Source organism: Pseudomonas sp. P20, assembly GCF_016463925.1.
GTDB classification, from domain to species: Bacteria; Pseudomonadota; Gammaproteobacteria; order Pseudomonadales; family Pseudomonadaceae; genus Pseudomonas; species Pseudomonas aeruginosa.
Genome location: NZ_JAEMVM010000011.1, coordinates 144,173 through 167,808, shown reverse-complemented (window position 1 = coordinate 167,808; position 23,636 = coordinate 144,173). Strand labels below are relative to the sequence as shown.

General features: G+C 67.2%; 26 protein-coding genes. 17 read left to right on the top strand and 9 right to left on the bottom strand.

Going from position 1 to position 23,636, the window contains the following annotated elements:
• Positions 1-60: 60 nt before the first annotated feature.
• Positions 61-1,047, top strand: coding sequence for an NAD(P)H-quinone oxidoreductase (locus JHD77_RS17380; protein WP_003082297.1), 987 nt, complete (start codon positions 61-63; stop codon positions 1,045-1,047).
• Between the two features lie 6 nt (positions 1,048-1,053).
• Here JHD77_RS17380 and JHD77_RS17375 read toward each other — a convergent pair whose 3' ends face one another.
• Positions 1,054-1,785 carry a PA1136 family autoinducer-binding transcriptional regulator gene (locus JHD77_RS17375; protein WP_003112485.1) on the bottom strand — a complete coding sequence of 244 codons (732 nt, stop codon included), beginning with the start codon at positions 1,783-1,785 and terminating at the stop codon, positions 1,054-1,056.
• 171 nt (positions 1,786-1,956) lie between these two features.
• On the opposite strand from JHD77_RS17375, the gene hchA reads away from it, so the two are divergent.
• The 3 genes from hchA to JHD77_RS17360 all read left to right on the top strand — a co-directional run bounded on the left by hchA (position 1,957) and on the right by JHD77_RS17360 (position 3,918).
• Complete coding sequence (hchA, locus tag JHD77_RS17370) at positions 1,957-2,832, top strand: glyoxalase III HchA (protein ID WP_031756169.1); 876 nt, start codon at positions 1,957-1,959, stop codon at positions 2,830-2,832.
• A gap of 255 nt (positions 2,833-3,087) precedes the next feature.
• Complete coding sequence (locus tag JHD77_RS17365; protein ID WP_003116330.1) at positions 3,088-3,501, top strand: thiol-disulfide oxidoreductase DCC family protein; 414 nt, start codon at positions 3,088-3,090, stop codon at positions 3,499-3,501.
• 66 nt (positions 3,502-3,567) lie between these two features.
• The gene (locus tag JHD77_RS17360) at positions 3,568-3,918 is read left to right on the top strand and encodes a DUF7079 family protein (protein WP_003082290.1); all 351 of its coding nucleotides are present in this window, start codon (positions 3,568-3,570) and stop codon (positions 3,916-3,918) included.
• 9 nt (positions 3,919-3,927) lie between these two features.
• Here JHD77_RS17360 and JHD77_RS17355 read toward each other — a convergent pair whose 3' ends face one another.
• A complete protein-coding gene (locus tag JHD77_RS17355) occupies positions 3,928-4,617 on the bottom strand; it encodes a hypothetical protein (RefSeq protein ID WP_003123148.1) in 690 nt (229 codons plus the stop codon).
• A 312-nt stretch (positions 4,618-4,929) separates the two neighbouring features.
• Between JHD77_RS17355 and JHD77_RS17350 the strand changes: the two genes are divergently transcribed.
• Positions 4,930-6,198: a TCR/Tet family MFS transporter gene (locus JHD77_RS17350; RefSeq protein WP_003123149.1), complete on the top strand. Its 1,269-nt coding sequence runs from the start codon at positions 4,930-4,932 to the stop codon at positions 6,196-6,198.
• A complete protein-coding gene (locus JHD77_RS17345) occupies positions 6,186-7,163 on the top strand; it encodes a rhamnosyltransferase (protein ID WP_016851886.1) in 978 nt (325 codons plus the stop codon). Before JHD77_RS17350 ends, JHD77_RS17345 begins: the two co-directional genes overlap by 13 nt.
• Here JHD77_RS17345 and JHD77_RS17340 read toward each other — a convergent pair.
• A complete protein-coding gene (locus JHD77_RS17340) occupies positions 7,160-7,567 on the bottom strand; it encodes a FosA family fosfomycin resistance glutathione transferase (protein ID WP_003082280.1) in 408 nt (135 codons plus the stop codon). The two genes, JHD77_RS17345 and JHD77_RS17340, sit on opposite strands and share 4 nt — an antisense overlap.
• A gap of 35 nt (positions 7,568-7,602) precedes the next feature.
• On the bottom strand, positions 7,603-8,514 hold the full coding sequence (locus JHD77_RS17335) for a LysR family transcriptional regulator (protein WP_003123151.1): 912 nt from the start codon (positions 8,512-8,514) through the stop codon (positions 7,603-7,605).
• Positions 8,515-8,648: 134 nt separating this feature from the next.
• Between JHD77_RS17335 and JHD77_RS17330 the strand changes: the two genes are divergently transcribed.
• A complete protein-coding gene (locus JHD77_RS17330; RefSeq protein WP_003082273.1) occupies positions 8,649-9,638 on the top strand; it encodes an aldo/keto reductase in 990 nt (329 codons plus the stop codon).
• A 94-nt stretch (positions 9,639-9,732) separates the two neighbouring features.
• Positions 9,733-10,320 carry a DUF4234 domain-containing protein gene (locus JHD77_RS17325; RefSeq protein ID WP_017001453.1) on the top strand — a complete coding sequence of 196 codons (588 nt, stop codon included), beginning with the start codon at positions 9,733-9,735 and terminating at the stop codon, positions 10,318-10,320.
• Positions 10,321-10,326: 6 nt separating this feature from the next.
• Here JHD77_RS17325 and JHD77_RS17320 read toward each other — a convergent pair whose 3' ends face one another.
• Entirely contained in the window at positions 10,327-11,079 is a 753-nt protein-coding gene (locus JHD77_RS17320) for an SIR2 family NAD-dependent protein deacylase (RefSeq protein WP_031756167.1), read from the bottom strand.
• Between the two features lie 13 nt (positions 11,080-11,092).
• Positions 11,093-12,589 (bottom strand): dGTPase, encoded by a 1,497-nt coding sequence (dgt, locus tag JHD77_RS17315; protein WP_015648346.1) that lies wholly within the window; start codon positions 12,587-12,589, stop codon positions 11,093-11,095.
• 230 nt (positions 12,590-12,819) lie between these two features.
• On the opposite strand from dgt, the gene JHD77_RS17310 reads away from it, so the two are divergent.
• Positions 12,820-13,140 (top strand): DUF2025 family protein, encoded by a 321-nt coding sequence (locus JHD77_RS17310; protein WP_003082265.1) that lies wholly within the window; start codon positions 12,820-12,822, stop codon positions 13,138-13,140.
• A 132-nt stretch (positions 13,141-13,272) separates the two neighbouring features.
• Positions 13,273-13,404 carry a hypothetical protein gene (locus tag JHD77_RS32665; RefSeq protein ID WP_255254913.1) on the top strand — a complete coding sequence of 44 codons (132 nt, stop codon included), beginning with the start codon at positions 13,273-13,275 and terminating at the stop codon, positions 13,402-13,404.
• Between the two features lie 33 nt (positions 13,405-13,437).
• Here JHD77_RS32665 and def read toward each other — a convergent pair whose 3' ends face one another.
• Positions 13,438-13,977, bottom strand: a complete 540-nt coding sequence (def, locus tag JHD77_RS17305) for a peptide deformylase (RefSeq protein ID WP_003112493.1) — start codon at positions 13,975-13,977, stop codon at positions 13,438-13,440.
• 209 nt (positions 13,978-14,186) lie between these two features.
• On the opposite strand from def, the gene yfiR reads away from it, so the two are divergent.
• From yfiR to JHD77_RS17280, 5 genes are all read left to right on the top strand, one after another.
• Positions 14,187-14,759: a diguanylate cyclase inhibitor YfiR gene (yfiR, locus tag JHD77_RS17300; RefSeq protein WP_094954161.1), complete on the top strand. Its 573-nt coding sequence runs from the start codon at positions 14,187-14,189 to the stop codon at positions 14,757-14,759.
• Positions 14,759-16,066 (top strand): diguanylate cyclase TpbB, encoded by a 1,308-nt coding sequence (tpbB, locus tag JHD77_RS17295; RefSeq protein WP_191519251.1) that lies wholly within the window; start codon positions 14,759-14,761, stop codon positions 16,064-16,066. The genes yfiR and tpbB overlap by 1 nt, the downstream gene beginning before the upstream one ends.
• Positions 16,038-16,544 carry an OmpA family protein gene (locus JHD77_RS17290; RefSeq protein ID WP_003082254.1) on the top strand — a complete coding sequence of 169 codons (507 nt, stop codon included), beginning with the start codon at positions 16,038-16,040 and terminating at the stop codon, positions 16,542-16,544. Before tpbB ends, JHD77_RS17290 begins: the two co-directional genes overlap by 29 nt.
• Before the next feature lie 274 nt (positions 16,545-16,818).
• Positions 16,819-17,373 (top strand): magnesium transporter, encoded by a 555-nt coding sequence (locus JHD77_RS17285; RefSeq protein ID WP_003112496.1) that lies wholly within the window; start codon positions 16,819-16,821, stop codon positions 17,371-17,373.
• 106 nt (positions 17,374-17,479) lie between these two features.
• Positions 17,480-17,854 (top strand): hypothetical protein, encoded by a 375-nt coding sequence (locus JHD77_RS17280; RefSeq protein ID WP_003082252.1) that lies wholly within the window; start codon positions 17,480-17,482, stop codon positions 17,852-17,854.
• Between the two features lie 9 nt (positions 17,855-17,863).
• Here JHD77_RS17280 and JHD77_RS17275 read toward each other — a convergent pair whose 3' ends face one another.
• Positions 17,864-18,703 carry a CvfB family protein gene (locus tag JHD77_RS17275; protein WP_003082250.1) on the bottom strand — a complete coding sequence of 280 codons (840 nt, stop codon included), beginning with the start codon at positions 18,701-18,703 and terminating at the stop codon, positions 17,864-17,866.
• Positions 18,704-18,957: 254 nt separating this feature from the next.
• On the opposite strand from JHD77_RS17275, the gene JHD77_RS17270 reads away from it, so the two are divergent.
• A complete protein-coding gene (locus tag JHD77_RS17270) occupies positions 18,958-21,282 on the top strand; it encodes an LTA synthase family protein (protein ID WP_003082248.1) in 2,325 nt (774 codons plus the stop codon).
• Positions 21,283-21,385: 103 nt separating this feature from the next.
• Positions 21,386-21,721, top strand: a complete 336-nt coding sequence (locus tag JHD77_RS17265) for a lysozyme inhibitor LprI family protein (protein ID WP_003082246.1) — start codon at positions 21,386-21,388, stop codon at positions 21,719-21,721.
• 2 nt (positions 21,722-21,723) lie between these two features.
• On the opposite strand, the gene hcuC is transcribed toward JHD77_RS17265, so the two are convergent.
• Positions 21,724-23,490, bottom strand: coding sequence for a hydrophobic compound transporter HcuC (gene hcuC, locus JHD77_RS17260; RefSeq protein WP_003082245.1), 1,767 nt, complete (start codon positions 23,488-23,490; stop codon positions 21,724-21,726).
• Between the last annotated feature and the right edge of the window lie 146 nt (positions 23,491-23,636).

Genomic DNA, 23,636 nt, shown 5'->3' with positions numbered 1-23,636 from the left:
AGGTCCGAACCATTTTCCCAGGAGCATGCGATGAGCAGAACGAACCGATTTCCCGAACGAATGACCGCCATCGAGATCGCCCGGCCCGGCGGCCCCGAGGTACTGGTGGCGACCAGCCGGCCGCTGCCGACGCCCGGCCCGCGCGAGGTCCTGGTCGAAGTCCGCGCCGCCGGCGTCAACGGTCCCGACGTGCTTCAGCGCAAGGGCGTGTACGACCCGCCGCCCGGCGCCTCGGACATTCCCGGCCTGGAGATCGCCGGCACGGTGCGGGCGGTCGGCAGCGAGGTCAGCCGCTTCGCCGTCGGCGAGGCGGTGATGGCGTTGATTCCCGGCGGCGGCTACGCGCAGTTCGCGGTGGCCGACGAGCGCACCACCCTGCACCTGCCCGACGGCCTGGGCATGGAGGAAGCGGCGGCGCTGCCGGAAACCTTCATGACCGTCTGGGTCAACCTGTTCCAGCGCGGTGGCTTCAAGGCCGGCGAGACGCTGCTGGTCCACGGTGGCGCCTCCGGCATCGGCACCGCCGCGACCATGCTGGGCAAGGCCTTCGGCGCGGCGAAAATCTTCACCACGATCTCCAGCGAGGCCCAGCGCGAGGCCAGCCTGCGCCTCGGCGCTGACCTGGCGATCAACTACACCGAGCAGGATTTCGTCGAGGAAGTGCTGCGCGGCACCGAAGGTCGCGGGGTCGATGTGATCGTCGATATCGTTGCCGGCGACTATGTGACGCGGAACTACCAGGCGGCGGCGATGAACGGACGGATCGTGCAGATCGGCGTGATCAAGGGCAAGGCCGCCGAAGTCGACCTGTTCCCGATGCTGAGCAAGCGCCTGGTCCATCTTGGCTCGACCCTGCGCTCGCGGAGCCACGACGAGAAAGGCGCGATCATCGCCGAACTGGAGCGCCAGGTCTGGCCGCACGTGCGCGCCGGCACTGTCCGGCCGCAGGTGTTCCGCACCTTCCCCCTGGAACAGGCGCGCCAGGCCCACGAACTGATGGACTCCGGCCAGCACATCGGCAAGATCGTCCTCACGTCAGCTCCCTGAGGCCGCTCAGACCTCGATATCGCCCAGGCGCAGCGCCCGCGCCACCGCCTGGGCGGTGGACGCCGCGCCGAGACGGCGGCGGGCGGCACGCAGGTGATTCTCCACGGTGCGCTCGGAAATCATCAGGATCGCCGCCACCTCCGCCTGCTGCTTGCCCAGGGCGATCCATTGCAGGACTTCCCGCTCGCGCTCGCTGAGCGCTTGCGCATCGCCCGCCGACACAGGGCCGCGCAGGCGCTTCAGGGCGAAGAACAGGATCGGGCAGAAGGCCTGGGCGGCGAGCTTGCAACCGGCATTCAGGTCCAGCCGCTCGCCGGCGAAAGACACCGCGCCCTCCAGGCCGTTGCGGCCGAACACCGGCACCTGCATGCCATTGACCTGGCCGAGGTCGCGGACCCCACGGACGATGCGGTAGGTCATGCGCTCGGGATCCTCCGAGGGGCTCTTCGACCAGAAGAACGGCTCGTCCAGTTCGAGGATGTGCCGGGTGACCGGACAGTGCAGAAGATAGGCGTCGCGCTCCTGGGCGCTGCGCCCTTCGGCCCAGTCGCCATGGACGAAGAACAGCTCGTCGATCAGTTCGTCCTCGTCGGGGCGGGGGAACAGGCTGCAGACGATCACCCGGTCGAAGCCCAGGCGTGCGGCGAACTCCACCATCTCGCGGCAGACCGCCTCGGTGGTAGCGGCCTTGCGCAGCCGGGCGACGCTGTCGAAGAGAAGGCTGGCGTAGTCGGTCATGGCGCGGGCATTCCTGGCTTTTTCCGTATGATCCCCGGCTTGCCGGCAAAAGCCCATAGGGGAAAACCCTCAGGCGACCGATCGTGGGTTAGGGGATTTCCCCTATTTCGCCGGCCGGCGACCCCGCCTATCGTCTTGGTACGACCTCCATCACGCAGAAAGGAACGAGCCATGAGCAACGAGCGCGATACCAGCAGAACCCCGACGCCCGACCCCGCCGAGCACAACGCGTTCTTTCCCTCGCCCTATTCCCTGAGCCAGTACACCTCGGCAAAGACCGACTTCGACGGCGCCGACTACCCGACCCCGTACAAGGGCGGCAAGAAGGTGCTGATGATCGGTACCGACGAACGCTACATCCTGATGCAGAACGGCAGCATGTTCTCCACCGGCAACCACCCGGTGGAAATGCTCCTGCCGATGTACCACCTGGACAAGGCCGGCTTCGAGTTCGATGTCGCCACGCTCTCCGGCAACCCGGTGAAGCTGGAGATGTGGGCGATGCCCGGTGAGGACGAGGCGGTGAAGAGCATCTACGCGAAGTACCTGCCCAAGCTGAAAGCGCCGCGGAAGCTCGCCGACCTCCTGGAGCAGGCCGTCGCCGACGACTCGCCGTACGCCGCGGTGTTCGTTCCCGGCGGCCACGGCGTGCTGGCGGGCATTCCGCACAGCCGGGAGGTGAAACGGCTGCTCAATGCCTTCCTCGCCAAGGACCGCTACATCATTACCCTTTGCCACGGTCCGGCCTGCCTGCTGGCACCGGCGGTCGAGGAGAAGCCGGAGGACTACCCGTTCAAGGACTACGAGATCTGCGTGTTCCCCGACGCCCTGGACACCGGCGCCAACCTAGAGATCGGCTACATGCCCGGTCCCCTGCCCTGGCTGGTGGGCGAGAACCTGCAGAAGCTCGGGGTGAAGATCCTCAACAAGGGCATCACCGGCCAGGTCCACCGCGACCGCAAGCTGCTCACCGGCGACAGCCCGCTGGCCTCCAACAACCTTGGCAAGCTGGCCGCCAAGACCCTTCTCGAAGCGTTCGCCCGCTGATTCCCCGCCGCGCCCCGTCCGTGCCCCACGGACGGGGACATCTCCCGTTCGTCCCGGCGTCATCGAACTTAAACCGGCCTGGCGCAGCATCGTCCTTCAGGAAGAGGAATGGCGCGTTGCCCGACGCCGTCCGGCGAAAGACGAATCGATGACCGCACAGAAAGAAAACTCTGACAGCACACCGACTAGTCGTCCTCCCTTCCCGCCGTTACGGTTCCGGGCTTGCGCACAAAGCCGAACCCAAGGGGGCCCCTCATGTCACTGCCGCCGTACCTCAAGCCCGGCGACAAGGTCGTGTTGTACGACCAGCACTGCCGCTTCTGCACGCTCTGGAGCGGTTTCCTGGCACGCCGCGCCGACCACCGGCTGAAGCTGCTTGCCGCGCAGTCCGCCGAAGGCCTGGCGATTCTCGATTGGTTCGGGCTGGCACCCGATCATTTCAACACCTGGCTGTTCGTCGACGGCGCCTACGCCTGCGACGACAACGATGCCCTGCTCGAGGTGCTGCGCCTGTTGCCGGGCCCCTGGCGTCACCTGCGCTGGCTGCGCCTGCTGCCAGCCTGGCTGCGCGACGAGTGCCACGAGGCGCTACGGCGCAACCGCTGGCGCTGGTTCGGCCGCCAGCGCCCACCCCTTCGTCGTCGCTCCTGGCGTCCCCGTCGAGCCTGACGCCTCTCCGCGCTGGCCGTGGCGGGTTATGCTGCCTGCGCACCAGCCTGCGGACCCATACTTGCCATGGCCCTTGACCCGAGCCAACGCCGACGACTGCGCCACGCGCTATCCGACGCCTTCGTCGACACTCTCCTGGAGCCCGAGGATATCGCCCGGCGGATAAAGGGCGTCGACCCGGCGTTGCTGGAGCGGTTGTTCTTCGAGGAAGTGGCGCCGGTCTGCCACGGCAACCTGCTCAGCCCCGCTCCGGCGGTATGGACCGCCTTCGACGAGGCCTGGCTGGAAGAGGCCATCGAGCGACGCCTGGCGCGGCAAAGGAGCTGCGCCCTGCGACGCTGGCACGAGCGCTGCCTGGTCGCCTGGCTGCGATGGCGATACGCCGACACCTGGCGCGCGATCGCCGGCGCTCTTTGAGCGAGCGCCTCAGCGAAATACCGAATGGATGAGCTTGCCGGCCTTCTTCGTGTCGACCGCCTGCTGGCGTACCGGCGGCAGCGGCTCGCGCTTGTCCTTGTCTGCCTCGTTCATCTGCGCCACCCAGGCGTCCACCCGATCGCGGCTGACGGCGCCGTAGTTGAGACGGCAGCTGTCGACGAGGGTCTTGCCCTTCTTCTCCTTGTAGCTGCACTGCACGCGGAAGTCGCCGATGTAGTTGGTGGCGAAGCTCTCGGCACGGAACGGCGCGGAGAACGGCTTGGAGGTATAGGTCTCGTAGTAGTAGTCGGTCTTGGTCAGCGGCGTAGAACGACAGTTGGACTCCACGTTTACCGCCGTGTGGGTGACGCTGCGCTTCCTTTTCCGGACCGTCTTCTCCAGCGCCTCGCCGTTGGCCTCGCAGCGCTCCTCGTACGCACCGGTCTCGCGGGTGACGGTATAGGACAGGTACCTCACCTCGAACTCGTAAAGCTCGTAGTAGCGCGGCGTCAGTGCGAGGCTGAACAGCTCGGAGTACGACGAGGTGGTGACGTGGGCCGCATGGGTCTTGGAGGCGGGATCGCGGAAACGCAGGGTCAGGCGGGTGGACGGGTCGTTGCTGCCGGTGTTCTCGAAGCCGACCACGCCGGTGACGAAGCTGGGCGGATCGCCGGCGCGCATGGAGAACCAGGACGACACCGAGCCCTGGTTCGCCGGGTTGATGTTGCAGCCCGCCAGCGCTGCCATGCAGGCGAGCACGGCAGGTAGCTTTCCTTTTCTGGGCGTCATTGAAATCCCTTTGCTCGCGACAGGAGGAAAATATCGTTAGGAAACAACGTTGAGAGGCCGGCAAGGATACCCGACTGGCGCACGGGTCGCATCATTATGACATCACACCGCCCGCCGGCGTTGCCGCGACCGTTCGTCGAACCTGTGAATTCCGGTAGTTTCCCTTGCCGTCGCTGGCGTCCCAGGATCGGGATTTCCTGTGTTCGCCGGGAGGGTCCTGGCGTGTCCACGACCAGCCTCTGCCCCTCCGCCACGCGGGAACACGGTCCCGGCGCGAAACGCGTCCTGCCTCTGCTGTTCCTCACCTGCCTGCTGGATGCCGCTGGCGTCGGCCTGATCGTGCCCCTGCTGCCGACGCTGATCGGCAGCGTGGCGCCGCTGGCGATCCGCGACGCGGCCACCTGGGGCGCCGCCCTGGTGATGACCTTCGCGCTGCTGCAATTGTTCTTTTCGCCGGTCCTCGGCAGCCTCAGCGACCGCTTCGGACGCCGCCCCGTCCTGGTCCTGGCGATGCTCGGCTTCGCCCTCAGCTATCTGCTGCTGGCGCTGGCCGACAGCCTCTGGATGCTGTTCCTCGGTCGCGCGCTGGCCGGGCTCACCGGCGCCAGCGTGGCCACCGCGATGGCCTGCGCGGCTGACCTCGGCACGCACGGGCAGCGCACCCGGCACTTCGGCTGGCTGTACGCCGGCCTCGCCCTGGGCATGATCCTCGGCCCCGCCCTCGGTGGGCTGCTGGCGGTGCACGGCACGACGCTGCCGCTGTTGCTGGCCGCCGGCCTGTGCCTGCTCAACGCCCTGCTCGCCGGCCTGTTCCTCGAGGAAACCCTGCCCCCGACGCGACGCCGCCGCCTGGATCCGAGGCGGATGAATGCCTTGCGCTCGATCAGCGGCCTGGCTCGGCAACCGGGGGTCGGACGCCTGCTGGCGGTGCTTGCCCTGGTATTCCTCGGCTTGCAGGCGGTGATGGTGGTCTGGCCGTTCTTCGTGATCGAGAAGTTTCACTGGAGCAGCGCCTGGATCGGCTACTCGCTGGCCCTCTACGGCGTGCTCGCGGTGCTCGCCCAGACCCTCGGCGTGAACCTCTGCAAGCGGCGCCTGGACGACGCCCGCCTGCTGCGCCTGGGCCTCGCCCTGCAAGGCTGCGGCCTGCTGCTGTTCGCCCTGGTCGACTCGTCATTCTGGCTGGTCTGCGCGCTGCTGCCCTTCGCGCTCGGCAGCCTCGCCACCCCGGCCATGCAGGGGCTGCTCTCGGCCCGCGTGCCGGTCGACCGCCAGGGCGAGTTGCAGGGCGTGCTGAGCAGCCTGATGAGCCTCGCCGCGATCATCGGTCCGCCGCTGATGAGCGGCCTGTTCCACTGGGGCAGCGGTCCGCTCGCGCCGCTGCCCCTGGCCGGCGCGCCATTCCTCGCCGGCGCCCTTCTCGTTCTGGCCGGGCTGGTCCTGGCCTGGCAACTTCGACCTACGGGAGAAGAACGATCATGGACCGGATAGACATGGGCGTGCTGGTGGTACTGTTCAATCCTGGCGACGACGACCTGGAACACCTTGGCGAACTGGCGGCGGCGTTTCCGCAACTGCGCTTCCTCGCCGTCGACAACTCACCGCACAGCGATCCGCAGCGCAATGCCCGGCTGCGCGGGCAAGGCATCGCCGTGCTGCACCACGGCAACCGGCAGGGCATCGCCGGCGCCTTCAACCAGGGGCTCGACGCGCTGTTCCGGCGTGGCGTGCAGGGTGTGCTGCTGCTCGACCAGGACTCCCGTCCCGGCGGCGCCTTCCTCGCCGCCCAGTGGCGCAACCTGCAGGCGCGCAACGGTCAGGCCTGCCTGCTCGGCCCACGGATCTTCGACCGGGGTGACCGGCGCTTCCTGCCGGCCATCCATCTCGACGGACTGACGCTCAGGCAATTGTCTCTGGACGGCCTGACGACCCCGCAGCGCACCTCGTTCCTGATCTCCTCCGGCTGCCTGCTGACCCGCGAGGCCTACCAGCGCCTCGGCCACTTCGACGAGGAACTGTTCATCGACCACGTGGACACCGAATACAGCCTGCGCGCCCAGGCGCTGGACGTGCCCCTGTACGTCGACCCGCGGCTGGTCCTCGAGCACCGCATCGGCACGCGCAAGACCCGCCGCCTCGGCGGTCTCAGCCTCAGCGCGATGAACCACGCCCCGCTGCGCCGCTACTACCTGGCGCGCAACGGCCTGCTGGTCCTGCGCCGCTACGCCCGGTCCTCGCCGCTGGCCCTGCTGGCGAACCTGCCGACCCTGACCCAGGGCCTCGCGGTGCTCCTGCTCGAACGCGACAAGCTGCTCAAGCTGCGCTGCCTGGGCTGGGGCCTGTGGGACGGCCTGCGTGGACGCGGCGGCGCGCTGGAGCGCAACCGCCCGCACCTGCTGAAGCGCCTCGCCGGCCCGGCCGTGGCGTCCGTAGCTTCCGGCAAGGCCAAGGCCTAGTCGGCGAAACGCATTCCCGCATAGGGCGCTTGCCGGCACGCCGCGAGCCGGCTGCGCAGGTCGCCGACGTGGGCCTCCAGGCGATGGCCGTCCGGGTCGAGGAAGTAGAACGAATCGCCCTCGCTGCGGTTCTGCTTCCATTCGCGCACGCCATGCGCGCGCAGCTGCGCGGCGAAGCGGGCGAAATCCGCGGCGGCGATGCCGAAGGCATAGTGCGTGTAGTCCGCGGCCGGCCCGCCGTACTGCGGCTCCCGGGACAGGCACAGCCACAGTGAACCCAGTTCGAGATAGGCGCCCTGGTCCCAGCGTGCTTCCAGGCGAAAGCCGAGAAGATCGCGGTAGAAGGCGATGCTGGCCGGCAGGTCGGCGACCGCCAGGGTCAGGTGATTGAGACCGGTGAGCATGGGGGGCTCCTTGCAAGGTTTGGCGAGAGGACGATTCAGGCACGCCCCAGCCAGTCGCCGCGGATCATTTCCATCAGTTGGCGCAAGCCGGGTTGCGGCTGGCGTCGGCTCGGATAATAGAGGCAGAACGGCGCGCCCATCGAGGTCCAGTCCGGCAATACCAGTTGCAGCCGGCCGCTACGCAGCTCCTCGGCGATTCCCACTTCCAGGCAGTAGGCCAGGCCAACGCCGTCCAGGGCCGCGGCGACCGCCGTATTGCTTTCGTTGACGCTGAAAGGGCCGGGCACGTCGACCTCGACCATCCGCTCGCCGTCGCCCAGTTCCCATTTGTAGAACGAGTTGTCGCCCAGGCGCATGCGGATGCAGGCGTGCCACAACAGGTCGTCCGGCCGCTGGGGCACGCCGTGGCGCGCCAGGTAATCGGGCGACGCGGCCACCACCCAGCGCAGCTCCCCGGTCAATGGCACCGCGACCATGTCCTGGGGCACCGTGCCGCCGTAACGGATGCCGGCGTCGTAGCCGTCGGCGACGATGTCGACCATGCGGTCCTCCACCGAAAGTTCCAGTTGCAGGTCCGGATACGCCTCGGTGAAGCGCCTGAGGACCGGCCCCAGCAGCAGCCGCGAGGCATCGCGCGGCACGTTCAGGCGCAGCCGGCCCACCGGCGAGGTGCGATAGGCATCGAGCTCGCCGAGCGCCTCGCCGATCACCTGGAAACCATCCTCCAGCTTGGCCGCCAGCGCGCTGCCGGCATCGGTCGGCACCACCGAACGGCTGGTACGGTTGAGCAGCTTCACCCCGAGCCGCGCCTCGAGGTTGCGCATGCTGTGGCTCAGCGCCGAGGTACTGACACCCAGCTCCTGGGCCGAGTGGCGGAAGCTGCGGCGCCGGACGATGGTCATGAAGACGTTCAGGTCGGCGAGTTCGGAACGGGTGAAAGCCGGCATTCCAGGGCTCCTGGCAGTTCTCGGAGGTCAATGCAGCATTGAGCCACATTCAATCTCGGGTGATCTAGAGTAATCGCTCCGTGCCGCCGAGCGCATTGCCGGCAAGCGTTTTCCCGATCTGCAGGAGTATTTCCATGAGCGTTGAAAGCATTCGCATCGAGGGTATCGACACGCCGGTCTCGCGCATCGGCCTCGGCACCTGGGCCATCGGCGGCTGGATGTGGGGCGGCGCTGACGACGCGACGTCGGTGGAAACCATCCGGCGTGCGGTGGAATCCGGGATCAACCTGATCGACACCGCGCCGGTCTATGGCTTCGGCCATTCCGAGGAGGTCGTCGGCAAGGCCTTGCAGGGCCTGCGCGACAAGGCGGTGATCGCCACCAAGGCGGCGCTGGAGTGGAGCGACGCGGGCATCCACCGCAACGCCTCCGCCGCACGCATCCGCCGGGAGGTCGAGGACTCACTGCGACGGCTGAAGACCGATCGCATCGACCTGTACCAGATCCACTGGCCGGACCCGCTGGTGGCGCACGAGGAAACCGCCGGCGAACTGGAGCGCCTGCGCCGCGACGGCAAGATCCTCGCCATCGGCGTGAGCAACTATTCGCCGGAACAGATGGACGGGTTCCGCCAGTTCGCTCCGCTGGCCAGCGTGCAGCCACCCTACAACCTGTTCGAGCGCGCCATCGACGCCGACGTGCTGCCCTACGCCGAGCGTAACGGCATCGTCGTGCTGGCCTACGGAGCACTGTGCCGCGGCCTGCTTTCCGGACGGATGAACGCCGAGACCCGCTTCGATGGCGACGACCTGCGCAAGTCCGACCCGAAGTTCCAGCAGCCCCGCTTCGCCCAGTACCTGGCAGCGGTCGCGCAACTGGAGGAACTGGCTCGCGAGCGCTATGGCAAGTCGGTGCTGGCCCTGGCCATCCGCTGGATTCTCGATCGCGGCCCTACGGTGGCGCTGTGGGGGGCGCGCAAGCCGGAGCAGTTGAACGGCATCGCCGACGCCTTCGGCTGGCGCCTGGACGACGAGGCCATGGCCCGCATCGAGCGGATCCTCGCCGAGACCATCCAGGATCCGGTCGGTCCCGAGTTCATGGCGCCGCCCAGCCGCAACGCCTGATCGGACGGCCGGGGCGGCAACGCCCCTGGCCGCTGGCCTGACGGAGCGGCGGAAGGCAAAATGGCGGTTTTTCTCAAGGACTGCCGGATCAGTTATGGAAAACGTCTACAAGACCCCGGAAGCGCCCCTGGTGGAAACCCGCGGCGCGAAGCGGGCGCATTTCTTCGTCACTTCCCTGGGCAAGATGAGCGTGCTCTTCCTCGTCACCCTGGGGCTGTACGGCGTGTACTGGATGTACAAGCACTGGAAGGCCCAGCAACCGCAGATAGAGCGGCGGATCAGCCCGGTATGGCGGGCGATCTTCGGCATCTTCTTTTTCCACGCCCTCGCCCGGCGGATCCACCAGGCCCTGCCGGAAGAGCGCCAGGCACTATGGAGCCCGAGCAAGGATGCGACCTGGGCGGTGCTGCTGACGGTCGCGGCGAACCTGATCAGCCACCTCACCGACGTGGTCCCCGCGCTGGAGCCCTACTCGCTGCCCTCGCTCCTGCTGCTGCTCACGCCGCTGATCCCGATGCGTAACATCCAGCGCCAGGCCAACCTCGCCAGCGGCGACCCGCAGGGCACGGGCAACGCCGGCTATTCGGGCTACAACCTGCTGTTCATCGTGCTCGGCGCGCTCTACTGGCTGCTGATCCTGATCGGTTCCGCGGTGATCCTCTTCGGCTCGTCCCAGGGCTGAGCCGCCTCAGCCGGGAAACGCCCGGCGCAACAGTTCGGGCAGCATCTCGCCGGCCGGACCGACGAGACAGTGCTCGCGCGGATGGCGGGTGCGCACCGTTTGCGGGTTCACATGCACGACGCTGGCACCGTGTTCCAGCGCCAGTCCGGGTATCCGCGCCGCCGGCTGCACCACGCCGGAAGTGCCGACGCTGAGCAACAGGTCGCACTCGCAGGCCGCGGCGAAAGCCTCGCGCAGCGCCGCCTCGGGCAGCGCCTCGCCGAACCAGACCACGCCCGGTCGGACCTGTCCGCCGCAGGCCGGACAACGCGGCGGCTCGATCCGTCGTCCCTCTTCCGGCTCGACCGAATCGGGCAAGGCGTCCCGGTAGGCTGCCGCGCAGGTCGCGCAACGCGGCGCGTGCAGGCTGCCATGCAGGTGAAGGACGTCGCGGCTACCGGCGCGTTCATGCAGGTCGTCGACGTTCTGGGTGACCAGCCGGGTGTCGGCGATCCGTCCGCTCAATGCGGCAATCGCCCGGTGCGCGGGATTCGGCTGGACACCCAGCACCTTCAGGCGGCGCCACTCGTACCAGCCCCAGACCAGCGTGGGATCGTCGGCGAAGGCCGCGGGCGTGGCCAGGGCCGCCGGATCGTAGCGCGCCCAGAGACCGCCAAGGGCATCGCGGAAGGTGGGAATCCCGCTTTCCGCCGACACCCCGGCGCCCGTGAAGATCACCAGGCGACGGGCGCCGGCGAGCAGTTCGACGACAGCGCGCATCTCGCTCCTCCGCTTACAGCGCGGACAACGCGCGGTATTCGTCCTGGGCATGCTGGTCGGTCATGCCGCTGACGAAATCCTGGAGCATGCGGCAGCGGTGGTAGAACTCCCACTGCCGCTGCAACGGGTCCTCCGCCACACCTTTCATGGCCTCCAGGTAAGCCTTGATCTGCTGGCTCGGCAGGCGCCGAACCAGCAGTTGCGGATGCGGCGCGGCGGCCTGGCGACCTTCGGCGAGGGCCTGGAACTCCTCGGCCGGCAGGCGCAGCAGCGGCGCGTAGAAATCCAGCAGGCCCTGGATGATGCGGTAGCCCTGCAATTCCAGGGTTTCCACCTCCGGATGGCAGAACACCCATTCCATGGCCACGTCCTTGAACGTCTGGACGATGGCGTGCGGCAGGCTGCCGTCCTCCATCAGCGCGCGGCCGAGGGTGCCGGCATGAACCGCTTCGAGGTTGTCGATGAACTGCTGGGCGGCGTGCTGGACCAGCGGGTGGATCATTTTCACTCGCAGGCGGATGAAGAATTCGCTGACCTTGTTGATCGGCTCCCGCTCGGCCTTTTCCAGCGAGTAGTCGACCATCCGCTGGAAGCTCATGTTGTCCGCGTCGCCGGGAATCGGCGCGTCCGGCGAATGGTGGACGGCAAACTTCTTCACCAGCAGATCCGCCAATTGACGGATGTCGAGGATGCCTTTTTCCACCGAGTCTTCGATATCGGCCAGGCAATAGGAGATATCGTCGGCCGCTTCCATGATGTAGGCCACAGGGTGGCGAGTGCCCGGGCGCATGCCGAGGACTCGGCGCAGTTCGTCGACGAAGGCTTCCTCGGAAAGATAGAAGCCCGGCTTCTTGTTCAGGTAGTGGTTCGCCGCCGCCTTGTCCGGCTTCGGCTCGTAGGCCGGGCGCACGTACTTGAGCAGGCCGGCGGTCTGCGTGTAGGTGAGGTTCAGGCGTAGCAGCTTCACCACCAGGCGGATGGCCTGGGCGTTGCCTTCGAAATGCTTGAGGTCGGTGAGCATGCGCTGCTGCAACAGGCCGTCGCCCTGGCCCGGCGGTACGCGGCGCTCGAACAGGGCGTCGAGATTGCGTTCGAACCAGTCGTTGATGGCGTACTCGCCGAAATGACCGAACGGCGGATTGCCGACGTCGTGCATCAGGCAGGCCATTTCCACCAGGCTTTCCAGCGCGCCTTCCAGCCCGTCCAGGCCGACCTCCGCGGCACGCGGGCCCAGTTGGCGGAACAGCGTGCGGACGATGAAACGCCCGGTCTGCTGCACTTCCAGGGAATGGGTCAGGCGGCTGCGCACCGCCGCGTTGCGCTCCAGCGGGAAGACCTGGGTCTTCTGCTGCAGGCGCCGCACGGCGGCGGAATTGACGATGCGCCCGCGGTCGCTTTCCAACTGGTAGACGATGTCTTGCAGATCGGTATTCCCGGCATGTCCGTAGGTTTCCCTGTCATGCGGACGCTGGCGGGATATCCGCTCCTTGAAATCCACGGCCCCTGGCATCTGGCGCTGTTCTCCACTCGGTCGGCTGCGAACCCCGAGCCTAGCGCGTGGCGGCGGTTTAACCAAGGTCGCGACAATCCGTCCCACTACCGTTCGCGGTCCGCCCTCTTCCCCGGGCGGCGGCAACTGGCAGAATACCCCGCTCGGCACCAGCGACCCCCGCCGCAGAACGGGGGCGCCGCCGATCATGCGTGCGCCCATAGAAACAGGAACGTTCAGGGAGGTTCCGCATGAGCATCACATCCACCGACATCTGCCAGGCCGCCGATGCCCTCAAGGGGTTCGTCGGTTTCAACCGCAAGACCGGCCGCTACATCGTGCGTTTCAGCGAAGACTCCTTCGGCATGGACGTAGCCGACGACAGCATCACGCCCACCAGCGAGTTCGTCTGGAGTTCGGTACGCGACGACGTCATGCGCCTGGGCCGCGAGCAGTTGCAGATCCTGCTGGAACAGAACATCAACGAACGACTGAACATCGGCGAGCCGCTACTGGTCTATCTGCGCCGCCAGGACCTGCCGGAAATCACCGCACAACGCCAGTTGCGCTGAGCGCCGTCGATCGCCACCCGCGCCGGGCGCTGCGCCACGCATTATGCTGGAAGCGTCCGCCGCCGTCCGGCGTCGCGGACGCCATCGGCCATCCGGCGCGCCACGCAGGTGCTGCGTGGGGAGGTGAACGCCATGAGCAAGGGACTGAACGCGAAGAAGGAAACTCGTAGGAAACCGCTGAAAACCGCCCAGGAGAAACGCCCGGCGAAACGAGCGAAAAAACACGCTCCGGCGGCGCCGCTCGGCACCCCATCGCGGAGCTGAGCCAGGCCGGAGCAGAGCCGCAGGCGCAACCGCTCAATCGTCCGCGGCGGGGTCCAGGTCGGGGAACAGCACCTCGGTGAAGCCGAACTTGCTGAAGTCGGTGATTCGCGAGGGATACAGGCGGCCGATCAGGTGGTCGCACTCGTGCTGCACCACCCGCGCATGGAACCCTTCGACGCTGCGGTCGATCGGCTGTCCCTGCGGGTCCAGGCCCTGGTAGCGGATGCGCCGATGGCGCGATACCGCGCCGCGCAACCCCGGCACCGACAGGCAGCCTTCCCAACCCTCTTCCATCTCGTCGTCCAGCGGGGTGACCCGCGGGTTCAGCAGGATGGTCGGCGGCACGGCCGGGGCGTCCGGATAGCGCTCGCTGCGCTCGAAACCGAAGATCACCAGCTGCAGGTCGACGCCGATCTGCGGCGCGGCCAGCCCTACCCCGCCGACGTGATGCATGGTTTCGAACATGTCGTCGATCAGCCGTTGCAGCTCCTCGCTACCGAACAGTTCGGACGGCACCGGCTGCGCGATACGCAACAGGCGCTCGTCACCCATCTTGAGGATTTCCCGGATCATGCCGCCCCCTGATAAAGGTCAGTAACGCCCTACATGCTCAGCCAGAAAACCAGACAGGACAAGACGCAAAGCGCTTCCATCTCCGGCAATTGCGCCATTGATTTGACACCGAACGGCTTTCTTTCCCGGCACATCCGGTAATATTCGCCGCACACCGACTACACTGGCCAGTCGTGCCACCCCGCTACGTTTTCCTGGAGGAAACCTTTTTGCCTTCGTTGCCCACCTTGCAGCCCCTCGACCTCTACAGGCGCACCCTGGCCTGCCTGGTCCTGGCGGTTTCCTGCCTGGGCGGCGGAGGCCTGTGGGCGGACGACGTACGGACGTCGGTCGAGCAACGCAGCAATGCGGTCAGCCAGGTTCTGCTGGGCATATTCAGCTACGTGCGCTGGCCGAAGGAGCCGGCGGTCCTGCAACTCTGCGTGGTCGGACCGACCGAGTACGCCGACGGCCTGCTCCGCGGCATGGTGCAGGCCAATGGCAGGCGCGTGCATGCGGAACGCCGCGCGGTGGACAACCCGGACCTCGGCACGCTCTGCAACGTGATCTACCTCGGAGTGGTCGACGAGCGCGAGCGCCAGCAGGTGTTCCGCAGCCTGGCCGGGCATCCGGTCCTGTCCATCAGCGAGCGTGGCACCGAATGCAGCGTCGGCAGCATGTTCTGCCTCAACGTCGGCGGCCCGCGCATCACCTTCGAGGCCAATCTCGACTCCATCGCCCGCAGCGGCGTACGCGTGCACCCGAGCGTATTGAAACTGGCAAGGCGGCAGGCCACTCCGTGATGAACCGTCGTCGTCGCTATACGGGTTCCAATCCATCGCTGCGCCGGGTGCTCTATCGCGCACACCTGGGCGTGGCGCTGGTCGCGGTATTCACCGCCGGGCTGGCGGTGACCCTGGTCGGCCTGCTGACCCTGCGCGCCTATGCCGACCCCAACCAGCAACTGATCGCCCGTTCCATCAGCTATACCGTCGAAGCCGCAGTGGTCTTCGGCGATGCCCAGGCCGCCGAGGAGTCCCTGGCGCTGATCGCCTCCAGCGAAGAGGTCTCCAGCGCCATCGTCTACGACCGCCAGGGACAGACCCTGGCCAGTTGGCATCGGGAAAGCACCGGGCCGCTGCACCTGCTGGAACAGCAACTGGCGCACTGGCTGCTCAGCGCGCCGACCGAACAACCGATCCTGCACGACGGCCAGAAGATCGGTTCGGTGGAGGTGAAGGGCTCCGGCGGCAGCCTGCTGCGCTTCCTGCTCACCGGTTTCGCCGGCATGGTCCTGTGCCTGCTGCTTACCGCCCTGGGCGCCTTCTACCTGTCGCGGCGGCTGGTACGCGGTATCGTCGGCCCGCTCGACCAACTGGCGAAGGTCGCGCATACCGTGCGCCGCGAACGGGATTTCGAGAAGCGCGTACCGGAAGCCGGCATCGCCGAGCTGAGCCAACTGGGCGAGGACTTCAACGCCCTGCTCGACGAACTCGAATCCTGGCAGGCGCGCCTGCAGGACGAGAACGCCTCGCTGGCGCACCAGGCCCACCACGACAGCCTGACCAGCCTGCCCAACCGCGCCTTCTTCGAAGGCCGCCTGAGCCGGGCGCTGCGCGATGCCAACGAGCATCGCGAGCAATTGGCGGTGCTGTTCATCGACAGCGACCGCTTCAAGGAGATCAACGACCGCCTCGGCCATGCCGCCGGCGACACCGTGCTGGTCAACATCGCCATGCGCATCCGTGGGCAGTTGCGCGAAAGCGACCTGGTGGCGCGCCTGGGCGGCGACGAATTCGCCGTCCTGCTCGCACCGCTGGCGTCCGGCGCCGACGCCCTGCGCATCGCCGACAACATCATCGCCAGCATGCAGGCGCCGATCCGGCTCAGCGACGGCAGCACGGTGAGTACCTCGCTGACCATCGGCATCGCCCTCTATCCCGAGCATGCGGATACCCCGACGGCGCTGCTCCACGACGCCGACATGGCGATGTACATCGCCAAGCGCCAGGCCCGCGGCAGCCGGCGCCTGGCGGAACTCAACGACCCCCGCATCCTTCAGGAAGAAAAGGAGATAGACAGTGCTACCCCAGAGGCTCCACCCAAGTAGATTGCTTGCCCTCGCCCTGTTCAGCCTTGTGCTGGGCCTGGCCGGTTGCCAGACCAAGCCGCCGCAGACCGGCCTGAGCGCCGAGCAGATCGCCGTGCTCCAGGAGCAGGGCTTCGAACTCCGCGACGAAGGCTGGGAGTTCGGCATGTCGAGCAAGGTGCTGTTCGGCAACAATCTCGACCGTCTCAATCCCGACAGCCGCAACACCCTGACCAAGATCGCCCGCGCCCTGCTCGCGGTAGACATCGACAAGGTCCGCCTGGAAGGCCACACCGACAACTACGGCGACGAAGGCTACAATCAAAAGCTCTCCGAACGGCGCGCCGAATCGGTGGCCGCGGTATTCCGCGAAGCCGGCATGCCGGCGGCCAACATCGAGGTCCGCGGCCTTGGCATGAGCAAGCCCGTGGCCGATAACAAGACCCGCGCCGGCCGCAGCGAGAACCGCCGCGTCGCCATCATCGTTCCCGCCGAGTAATCCTGCGCTCGCGGGCTGCGTACGGCCCACCCGTACCTGGCCCGTCCATCGCCCGGCCCCGCCACTACCCCGCTTCCGGCCTATGTTGAAGGAAGAAGCCAGCAGACCGGCGTACCGGCCGCCGCTGCCGCGGATGCTAGACTGAATGCTGCGCAAGAAACCGACAATCCCGGCCGACCTGCCGCTTGCGGGTGCTCCGGGATTCACCGACAGGGGGTATCGACCTTTGCCTGTTCGCCCAAGGAACAGGCCGTCAGACGATGGGAGGCATGCCATGAACCGGCATTACTACATCAGCGACAACCTCGACGAGCTGGAACGGCTCGAAGCCGAACTGGAAGCCAGCGGCATCGCCACCGAGCAGATCCACGTCCTCAGCGAAAAGGACGCGGAGACCGGCCAGCGCCATCTGCACGAAGTCTCTCCGTTCATGAAGAAGGATGTGGTCCGCTCCGGCCGTGTCGGCCTGCTGGTCGGCCTCGTCCTGGCCATCGTCGCCGTGGCCTTCGCCTATGCCAGCGGCTGGACGGAAACCGCCGCCGGCTGGATTCCGGTGATCTTCCTCGGCGCCATGCTCTGCGCGTTCTGCCTGTGGGAAGGCAGCTTCTTCGGCCTGCAGCGCACCAACCGCGCCTTCCGTCCCTTCGAAGAACGCCTGCACCAGGGGCAGCACCTGTTCTTCGTCGATGTGAAGAACGCCCAGGAGCCGATCCTGGTCAACGTGGTCAGCCACCACCCGCGCCTGCAGGACGCCGGCACCGGCCCCGCGGTCTCTCCGCTGCTGCTGGGCTGGCAGCAACGCTGGCGGCAGTTCCGGCGGATGGTCTGAGCGGCGGGGCCTGCGCACCGCGCAGGTCCTGCGGCGTCCCTCCGGCTGCTAGAATATCCGGCTACCCGCCCGCCATCCCGGCCGGCGCGGCCCGTCAGGAAACTCCATGAAACTCGATAAAGCGGCAGCCATCGCACAGCTCAACCAGGCCTTGGGCATGTCCGTGCTGGATGCCGGCAACACCCTGCTCGCCCGCTTCAACAAGAGCAAGAACGTCTGGTGGTTCGATATTCCGCTCAGCCAACTGAAGGCCGGCAAGTTCCTCAACCTGCTGCTGGCGAACCCGGCCGGCGATGCAGTGGAGCACCTGAAGGTGCCCACCGGTTTCCTTCGCCAGCAGCAGGACAGCCTGGAACTGCGCGACAAGAACGCCCGCCGGCCGACCCTCAGCCTGGAGCTGAGCGCGGACCCCGGCAAGCGCCTGCGCGACGTCCGCCCCGGCGGCGCTGGCCTGGACTTCGCCCCGTTCCTCCAGCCCTGAGCGGAAACCTCAGCGCGGCAGTTCGATGCGTTCCGGATGGATCAGGATCAGGCCTTTCTTGTAGAGGCCGCCGATGGCCTTCTTGAAGGTCCCCTTGCTGACCCCGAAGAGCCGGTGGATATCTTCCGGCGAACTCTTGTCGCTGAGCGGCAGGCTGCCGCCGGCCTCCAGCAGCCGGGCGAGAATCTGCTGGCTCAGCTCGACGGCGGCCTCGGCGCCGACCGGCTGCAGGCTAAGGGCGATCTTGCCGTCCGCGCGCAATTCCTTGATGTAGCCCTGTTCGCGCATGCCGCTGCGGAGGAACTTGAACGCCTCGTTCTTGTGGATCAGGCCCCAGTGCTTGCCCTCGATGATCGCCTTGAAGCCCATCTCGGTACGCTCCACCACCAGCAGGTCGACCGCCTGGCCGACGCTGTAGCGCGGCGGCAGGTTGTCCAGCTGGCGGTCCAGGCGTGCGGTGGCGGTGATGCGGTTGGTGCGCTTGTCCAGGTAGACGTAGACCACGCAGTAGTCGCCGACCTGCAACGGACGCTTCTCTTCCGAATGCGGCAGCAGCAGGTCCTTGGGCAGGCCCCAGTCGAGGAACAGGCCGATCCGGTTGATCTCCACGACCTTCAGGCTGGCGAAACCGCCGACCTGGACCTTGGGCGTCTGGGTGGTGGCGATCAGGCGGTCGTCGCTGTCCAGGTAGATGAACACGTTGAGCCAGTCGCCCACTTCGCTGGGCTGGTCCTTCGGCACATAGCGCTTGGGCAGGAGGATCTCGCCGTGCTGGGTACCGTCGAGATAGAGCCCGAACTCCGTGTGCTTGACCACCTGCAGTGAATTGAAACGCCCGATGACCGCCATGTTGTCTCCCCCTGTCGAAGGGGCGGCATTCTACCGGGCGCCACGCATGCGGGCGGAAGTTTTTGCCGGTACGCCGACGCCGCTCATCGCCTTGCCGGCCATTCGCGCCGAAACATCCTGAACCACGCGGACATTTCCCAAATGCCGACTGTCTACTGGCAGTAAGCACAACGATGTTTCAAAATCGTGAACCCTAAAGACTTTTTTGGAACATCCTTATCAAGGATTCTCGCTGCCGCTCATCAGGAGTTCCTGTGCGTCCACTCAGCCGTTGGCTCTCATCTTGCGGCTCGCTTCTGGCGCTGGCCGCGCTGTTCCTGGTCGTTCCCCTCGCCGGCCGCTACTGGCTCGGCTGGTCGACGCCGTTCGGCTATCTCTCGGACCTGGCCCTCGGCAGCCTGCTGGTGCTGCTCCTGCATCGACGCTCCCTGTGGTTCGCGCTCCCGGTCATGCTGCTCTGGTGCCTGTTCCTGATCGGCAATGCCGAACTGGTCGGCGCGGTCGGGCGCATGCCGGAACCTTCCGACCTCAAGTACCTGCTGGATCCGCAGTTCGTCAGCAGCTCCACCCAGGGCGGCGGCCTCGCCCACCTGCCACTGGCGCTCGGCCTCGGTGGCGCGACATTGCTTTGCGTGCTGCTCTGGCGTCGCCGCGGTCCGCGCCTGCCGCGCTATGCCTACGCGCTGCCGGCGGCGTTCCTGGCGGCGCATGTCGGCCTGCAATACCTGCGTCCGAGCGATGCCGACCAATGGCAGCAGTACAACCTGCCGCACAAGCTGCTGGCCAGCGCGCTCAGCAGTGGCCAACTGGCGGTCGAAGACTGGCTCGCCGACGACCGTCCGGACACCCCGCCGGACGTCGCCGGGCTCAACCAGCTCGACCTTTCCGGAACGCCGCTGCTGGCCGGCGGAGGGCGCGCGCGCAACGTCCTGATCGTGGCCATGGAGGGAATCCCCGGCGCGTATATCGCCGCCAACCGCGCCGCCATCAACAGCAGCTACCACGAAGCGCCGATGCCCAGACTGAGTGGCTGGGCCGAACGGGCGATGACCACCCCGGACTACGTGCTGCACAGCCACCAGACCATCCGCGGCCTCTACGCCATGCTCTGCGGCGACTACAGCAAGCTCGACTCGGGCACGCCGAAGGGCGTCGAGCTGCTCAACAACCCGGCCCGGGCCAGGGAGTGCTTGCCCGCCCAGCTGCGCCAGCACGGTTTCAGCACGCACTTCCTGCAGGGTGCCGGCCTGCGCTTCATGGCCAAGGACAAGGTCATGCCGCAGATGGGCTTCGACAAGACCCTCGGGCGCGACTGGTTCCGCAACACGTCCTACCTGGAGTTTCCCTGGGGCATGGACGACAAGGCCTTCTTCGAGGGCGCCGCGACCTACGTGAAGCAGCTGCGCCAGCAGAAGAAACCCTGGATGCTGACCCTGCTCACCGTCGGCACCCACCAGCCCTACTCGGCGCCTGCCGACTACCTGGCCCGCTACCCGAGCGCCAAGCAGGCCGCGGTGGCCTATCTCGACGACGCGATCGACGCCTTCCTCGCCGACCTGGAGAAACAGGGCGTGTTGCGCGACACCCTGGTGGTGCTCACTTCCGACGAATCCCACGGTGTCGACCAGGTGCGCCTCGCCTCGGCCTGGGGCTTCAACCTGGTACTGGCACCGGAACAGGCGGCGCTGCCGCCGATCAAGAGCGGCGTCTACGGCCACGTCGACCTCGCCGCGTCCGTCCTCGACTATTTCGGCTACCGCGTGCCGGCGGGGATTTCCGGGCGCTCGCTGTTCCGCGACTACGCCAGCGGCCGCGAAATGATGTCCTACACCAACGGCATGCTGCGCCACCACGACGGCAAGGACACCTTCGTCGAATGCGATTTCCAGCAGGTCTGCCGGCGCTACCGCAGCGAGGGCTTCATCGCCGACGAAGCCGAGTTCCTCGGTCGCTTCAGCGGTCGCCAGGCACGCCTGGTCAGCCAGCGCGCCGCCGTCCTCGACCACTCCGTGCAACAGGCCGGCCAGTTGGGCCAGGAGTTCCAGTTCGCCACCCACGAACGCATCCGCCTGAAGCCGGAAACCCACAACGACTGGACCGACAACCTGATCGGCGCGCAATACCTGGAGATGCCGAAGAACAGCAGGACCACGGTCACCCTGAAGATCCGCGCCTTGCAGATGGACCGCAACGGCGCCCGGGTGACGCTGAAGACCAAGGAGTTCGAACGCGACGTTCCCATACCGGTACCGGACATCCCGCGCCTGCTCAAGGGCAAGCCGCTGGACATGAGCTTCACCTTCGACAACCCGGAAGCGCGCAAGGCCTTCTCCTTCCACTTGCTCGCCGAGGGCCGCGGGATCATCGAGATCAGCGACTTCCACGTGGTCACGGCGGCCAACCCGGAACCCGTGGAAAGCCGCAGCCAGGTCGCCGAAGCGGCGAAGGAACAGCCGCTGCTGAGCACCCTGAAAAGCCTGTTCGCCAACCGCCCCGAAACCGAGGAAGCGGAACGCGCGGACGCCCCTCGGGAGCGCACCGTCATCCCCGAGCAGAAGGCCCTGATCCTTTCGCACTGACCGCGCCGGAGCGGCCCGCCCGGCCGCCGCGCGCTCCCCGCTGAACCCAGCGCCGTCGCGGGCGTCGAAGATTCGCAAGCAACCAGGCGAAACGGAGAACGGCATGAAGCACCTGGCATTCCTCGCCCTCGGCGGACTCCTGCTGGCGCCCCTGGCCGAAGCGGCCAGCTTCGATTGCGAAAAGGCTGAGCGAGCGGACGAAAAGGCCATCTGCGCGAACCGGGCGCTGAACGACAAGGACGTCGAGATGAGCGTCAAGTACCACTTCCTCCGCGGCCTGTTCGCCATGGGCGGCCGCGGCGCCATGCAGGACCGGCAGCAGGACTGGCTGCGCCAGCGCCGGCGCTGCGGTGGCGACACCGACTGCCTCTCCCGTGCCTACGCGCAGCGTATCGACGAGCTGGACAAGCAGTACGCGGGCATCGACAAGCCGCTCTGAAGCTAGCGTCCGCCGGCAGCGAACTGCAGTTCCGCCAGGCGCGCATAGAGCGGGTTCTCGGCGATCAGCCGGGCATGGCTACCAATGGCCACCAGCCGCCCCTGGTCGATCACCGCGATGCGGTCGGCGCTCTGTACCGTGGCCAGGCGATGGGCGATCACCAGGGTGGTACGTCCGCTCATCAGGCCTGGCAGGGCCTGCTGGATCAGGTGCTCGCTTTCCGCATCCAGGGCGCTGGTCGCCTCGTCGAGCAGCAGCACCGGCGCGTCTACCAGCAACGCCCGGGCGATCGCCAGGCGCTGGCGCTGGCCGCCGGACAGGCCGATGCCGCCCTCGCCCAGGTGGGTGGCGTAGCCCTGCGGCAGACCCAGGATGAACTCGTGGGCATGCGCGGCACGCGCTGCGGCCTCGACCTCGGCGGCGCTGGCATGCGGACGGCCGTAGCGGATGTTTTCCTCGACGCTGCCGAAGAACAGCGCGGGGTTCTGCGACACCAGGGCAAAGCTGCGGCGCAAGTCGGCCGGGTCCAGTTCGACGATCGGCTGTCCGTCCAGCAGCAGCCGTCCCTGCTGCGGATCGAAGAAACGCAGGAGCAGATCGAACAGGGTCGACTTGCCGGCGCCGGAAGGTCCGACCAGGGCCAGGGTTTCCCCCGGTTCGACGGCCAGGCTGATGTCGTCGATGGCCCAGTGTTCGGGACGGGTCGGATAGGCGAAGCGCACCGCCTGCAATTCGATCCTCCCGCTCACCCGTGCCGCCAGCTTGCGTGGTTGCGCTGGCGAGCGGATCTCGCTGCGCGCCCTGAGCAGCTCGGCGATGCGCTCTGCGGCGCCGGCGGCGCGCTGCAATTCGCCGATCACCTCGCTGAGGGTGCCGAAGGCCATGCCGACGATCAGGCTGTAGAAGACGAACGCGGCCAGTTCGCCGGCCGAGATGCTGCCGGCGATCACGTCGCGGCCGCCGACCCAGAGCATGACGCCGACCGCGCCGAGCACCAGCACGATCACCACGGTGATCAGCCAGGCGCGCTGGGCGATGCGCTTGCGCGCGGTGTCGAAGGCGCGTTCGACGGTGCCGGCGAAGCGCTGGCGATCCTGCGCCTGGTGGTTGTAGGCCTGCACGGTCTTGATCTGACCGAGGGTTTCACCGACGTAGCTGCCGACGTCGGCCACCCGGTCCTGGCTTTCCCGCGACAGGCTGCGCACGCGGCGGCCGAACAGCAGGATCGGGGCGATCACCAGCGGCAACGCCAGCACCACGATGCTGGTCAGCTTGGCGTTGGTGACGAACATCAGCAGCACCCCGCCGACCAGCATCAGGGCATTGCGCAGGGCCATCGACAGCGAGGAACCGATCACCGTCTGCAGCAGCGTAGTGTCGGCGGTCAGGCGCGACTGGATCTCGGAGCTACGGTTGGTTTCGTAGAAACCGGGATGCAACTCGATCAGGTGGTCGAACACGCGCTTGCGGATATCGGCGACGAAGCGCTCGCCGATCCAGGACACCAGGTAGAAGCGCACGAAGGTGCCCACGGCCAGGCCGAGCACCAGCACGAAGAACAGCAGGATGTAGCGATTGAGCAATTCGGGCGAGGCGGTGAGGAACCCCTGGTCCACCAGCAGGCGGATGCCCTGGCCCAGGGACAGGGTGATCGCCGCGGTGAACAGCAACGCCACCAGGGCCCCGAGCATGCGCCAGCGGTAAGGCGCCATGAAGCGCCAGGCCAGGCGCAGGGCGATACGTTGGCGGGAGGAGAGAATGGCTGGCATGCGGCGCTCGCTCGGCGGCTGGGGTTCCGCAGGTTAGCACCGGGAACGCAGCGAGGCGATGCATGCCCCGGCCGGCAGCGCGATGATATCGACGTATATATCCGGGCAACTTAGCCGATAACTAATCGTGAACTTTTCATTATTCT

Excerpts from the sequence above, each read along its gene's own strand:
- hchA (WP_031756169.1), top strand. The coding sequence starts at position 1,957 with ATGAGCAACGAGCGCGATACCAGCAGAACCCCGACGCCCGACCCCGCC.
- JHD77_RS32665 (WP_255254913.1), top strand. The coding sequence starts at position 13,273 with ATGAGCAAGGGACTGAACGCGAAGAAGGAAACTCGTAGGAAACCGCTG.
- JHD77_RS17310 (WP_003082265.1), top strand. The coding sequence starts at position 12,820 with ATGAGCATCACATCCACCGACATCTGCCAGGCCGCCGATGCCCTCAAG.
- hcuC (WP_003082245.1), bottom strand. The coding sequence starts at position 23,490 with ATGCCAGCCATTCTCTCCTCCCGCCAACGTATCGCCCTGCGCCTGGCC.
- JHD77_RS17335 (WP_003123151.1), bottom strand. The coding sequence starts at position 8,514 with ATGCCGGCTTTCACCCGTTCCGAACTCGCCGACCTGAACGTCTTCATG.
- JHD77_RS17345 (WP_016851886.1), top strand. The coding sequence starts at position 6,186 with ATGGACCGGATAGACATGGGCGTGCTGGTGGTACTGTTCAATCCTGGC.
- JHD77_RS17265 (WP_003082246.1), top strand. The coding sequence starts at position 21,386 with ATGAAGCACCTGGCATTCCTCGCCCTCGGCGGACTCCTGCTGGCGCCC.
- JHD77_RS17320 (WP_031756167.1), bottom strand. The coding sequence starts at position 11,079 with ATGCGCGCTGTCGTCGAACTGCTCGCCGGCGCCCGTCGCCTGGTGATC.
- JHD77_RS17275 (WP_003082250.1), bottom strand. The coding sequence starts at position 18,703 with ATGGCGGTCATCGGGCGTTTCAATTCACTGCAGGTGGTCAAGCACACG.
- JHD77_RS17330 (WP_003082273.1), top strand. The coding sequence starts at position 8,649 with ATGAGCGTTGAAAGCATTCGCATCGAGGGTATCGACACGCCGGTCTCG.
- dgt (WP_015648346.1), bottom strand. The coding sequence starts at position 12,589 with ATGCCAGGGGCCGTGGATTTCAAGGAGCGGATATCCCGCCAGCGTCCG.
- JHD77_RS17380 (WP_003082297.1), top strand. The coding sequence starts at position 61 with ATGACCGCCATCGAGATCGCCCGGCCCGGCGGCCCCGAGGTACTGGTG.
- JHD77_RS17375 (WP_003112485.1), bottom strand. The coding sequence starts at position 1,785 with ATGACCGACTACGCCAGCCTTCTCTTCGACAGCGTCGCCCGGCTGCGC.
- tpbB (WP_191519251.1), top strand. The coding sequence starts at position 14,759 with ATGAACCGTCGTCGTCGCTATACGGGTTCCAATCCATCGCTGCGCCGG.
- JHD77_RS17340 (WP_003082280.1), bottom strand. The coding sequence starts at position 7,567 with ATGCTCACCGGTCTCAATCACCTGACCCTGGCGGTCGCCGACCTGCCG.
- JHD77_RS17285 (WP_003112496.1), top strand. The coding sequence starts at position 16,819 with ATGAACCGGCATTACTACATCAGCGACAACCTCGACGAGCTGGAACGG.
- def (WP_003112493.1), bottom strand. The coding sequence starts at position 13,977 with ATGATCCGGGAAATCCTCAAGATGGGTGACGAGCGCCTGTTGCGTATC.
- JHD77_RS17280 (WP_003082252.1), top strand. The coding sequence starts at position 17,480 with ATGAAACTCGATAAAGCGGCAGCCATCGCACAGCTCAACCAGGCCTTG.
- JHD77_RS17325 (WP_017001453.1), top strand. The coding sequence starts at position 9,733 with ATGGAAAACGTCTACAAGACCCCGGAAGCGCCCCTGGTGGAAACCCGC.
- JHD77_RS17365 (WP_003116330.1), top strand. The coding sequence starts at position 3,088 with ATGTCACTGCCGCCGTACCTCAAGCCCGGCGACAAGGTCGTGTTGTAC.
- JHD77_RS17360 (WP_003082290.1), top strand. The coding sequence starts at position 3,568 with ATGGCCCTTGACCCGAGCCAACGCCGACGACTGCGCCACGCGCTATCC.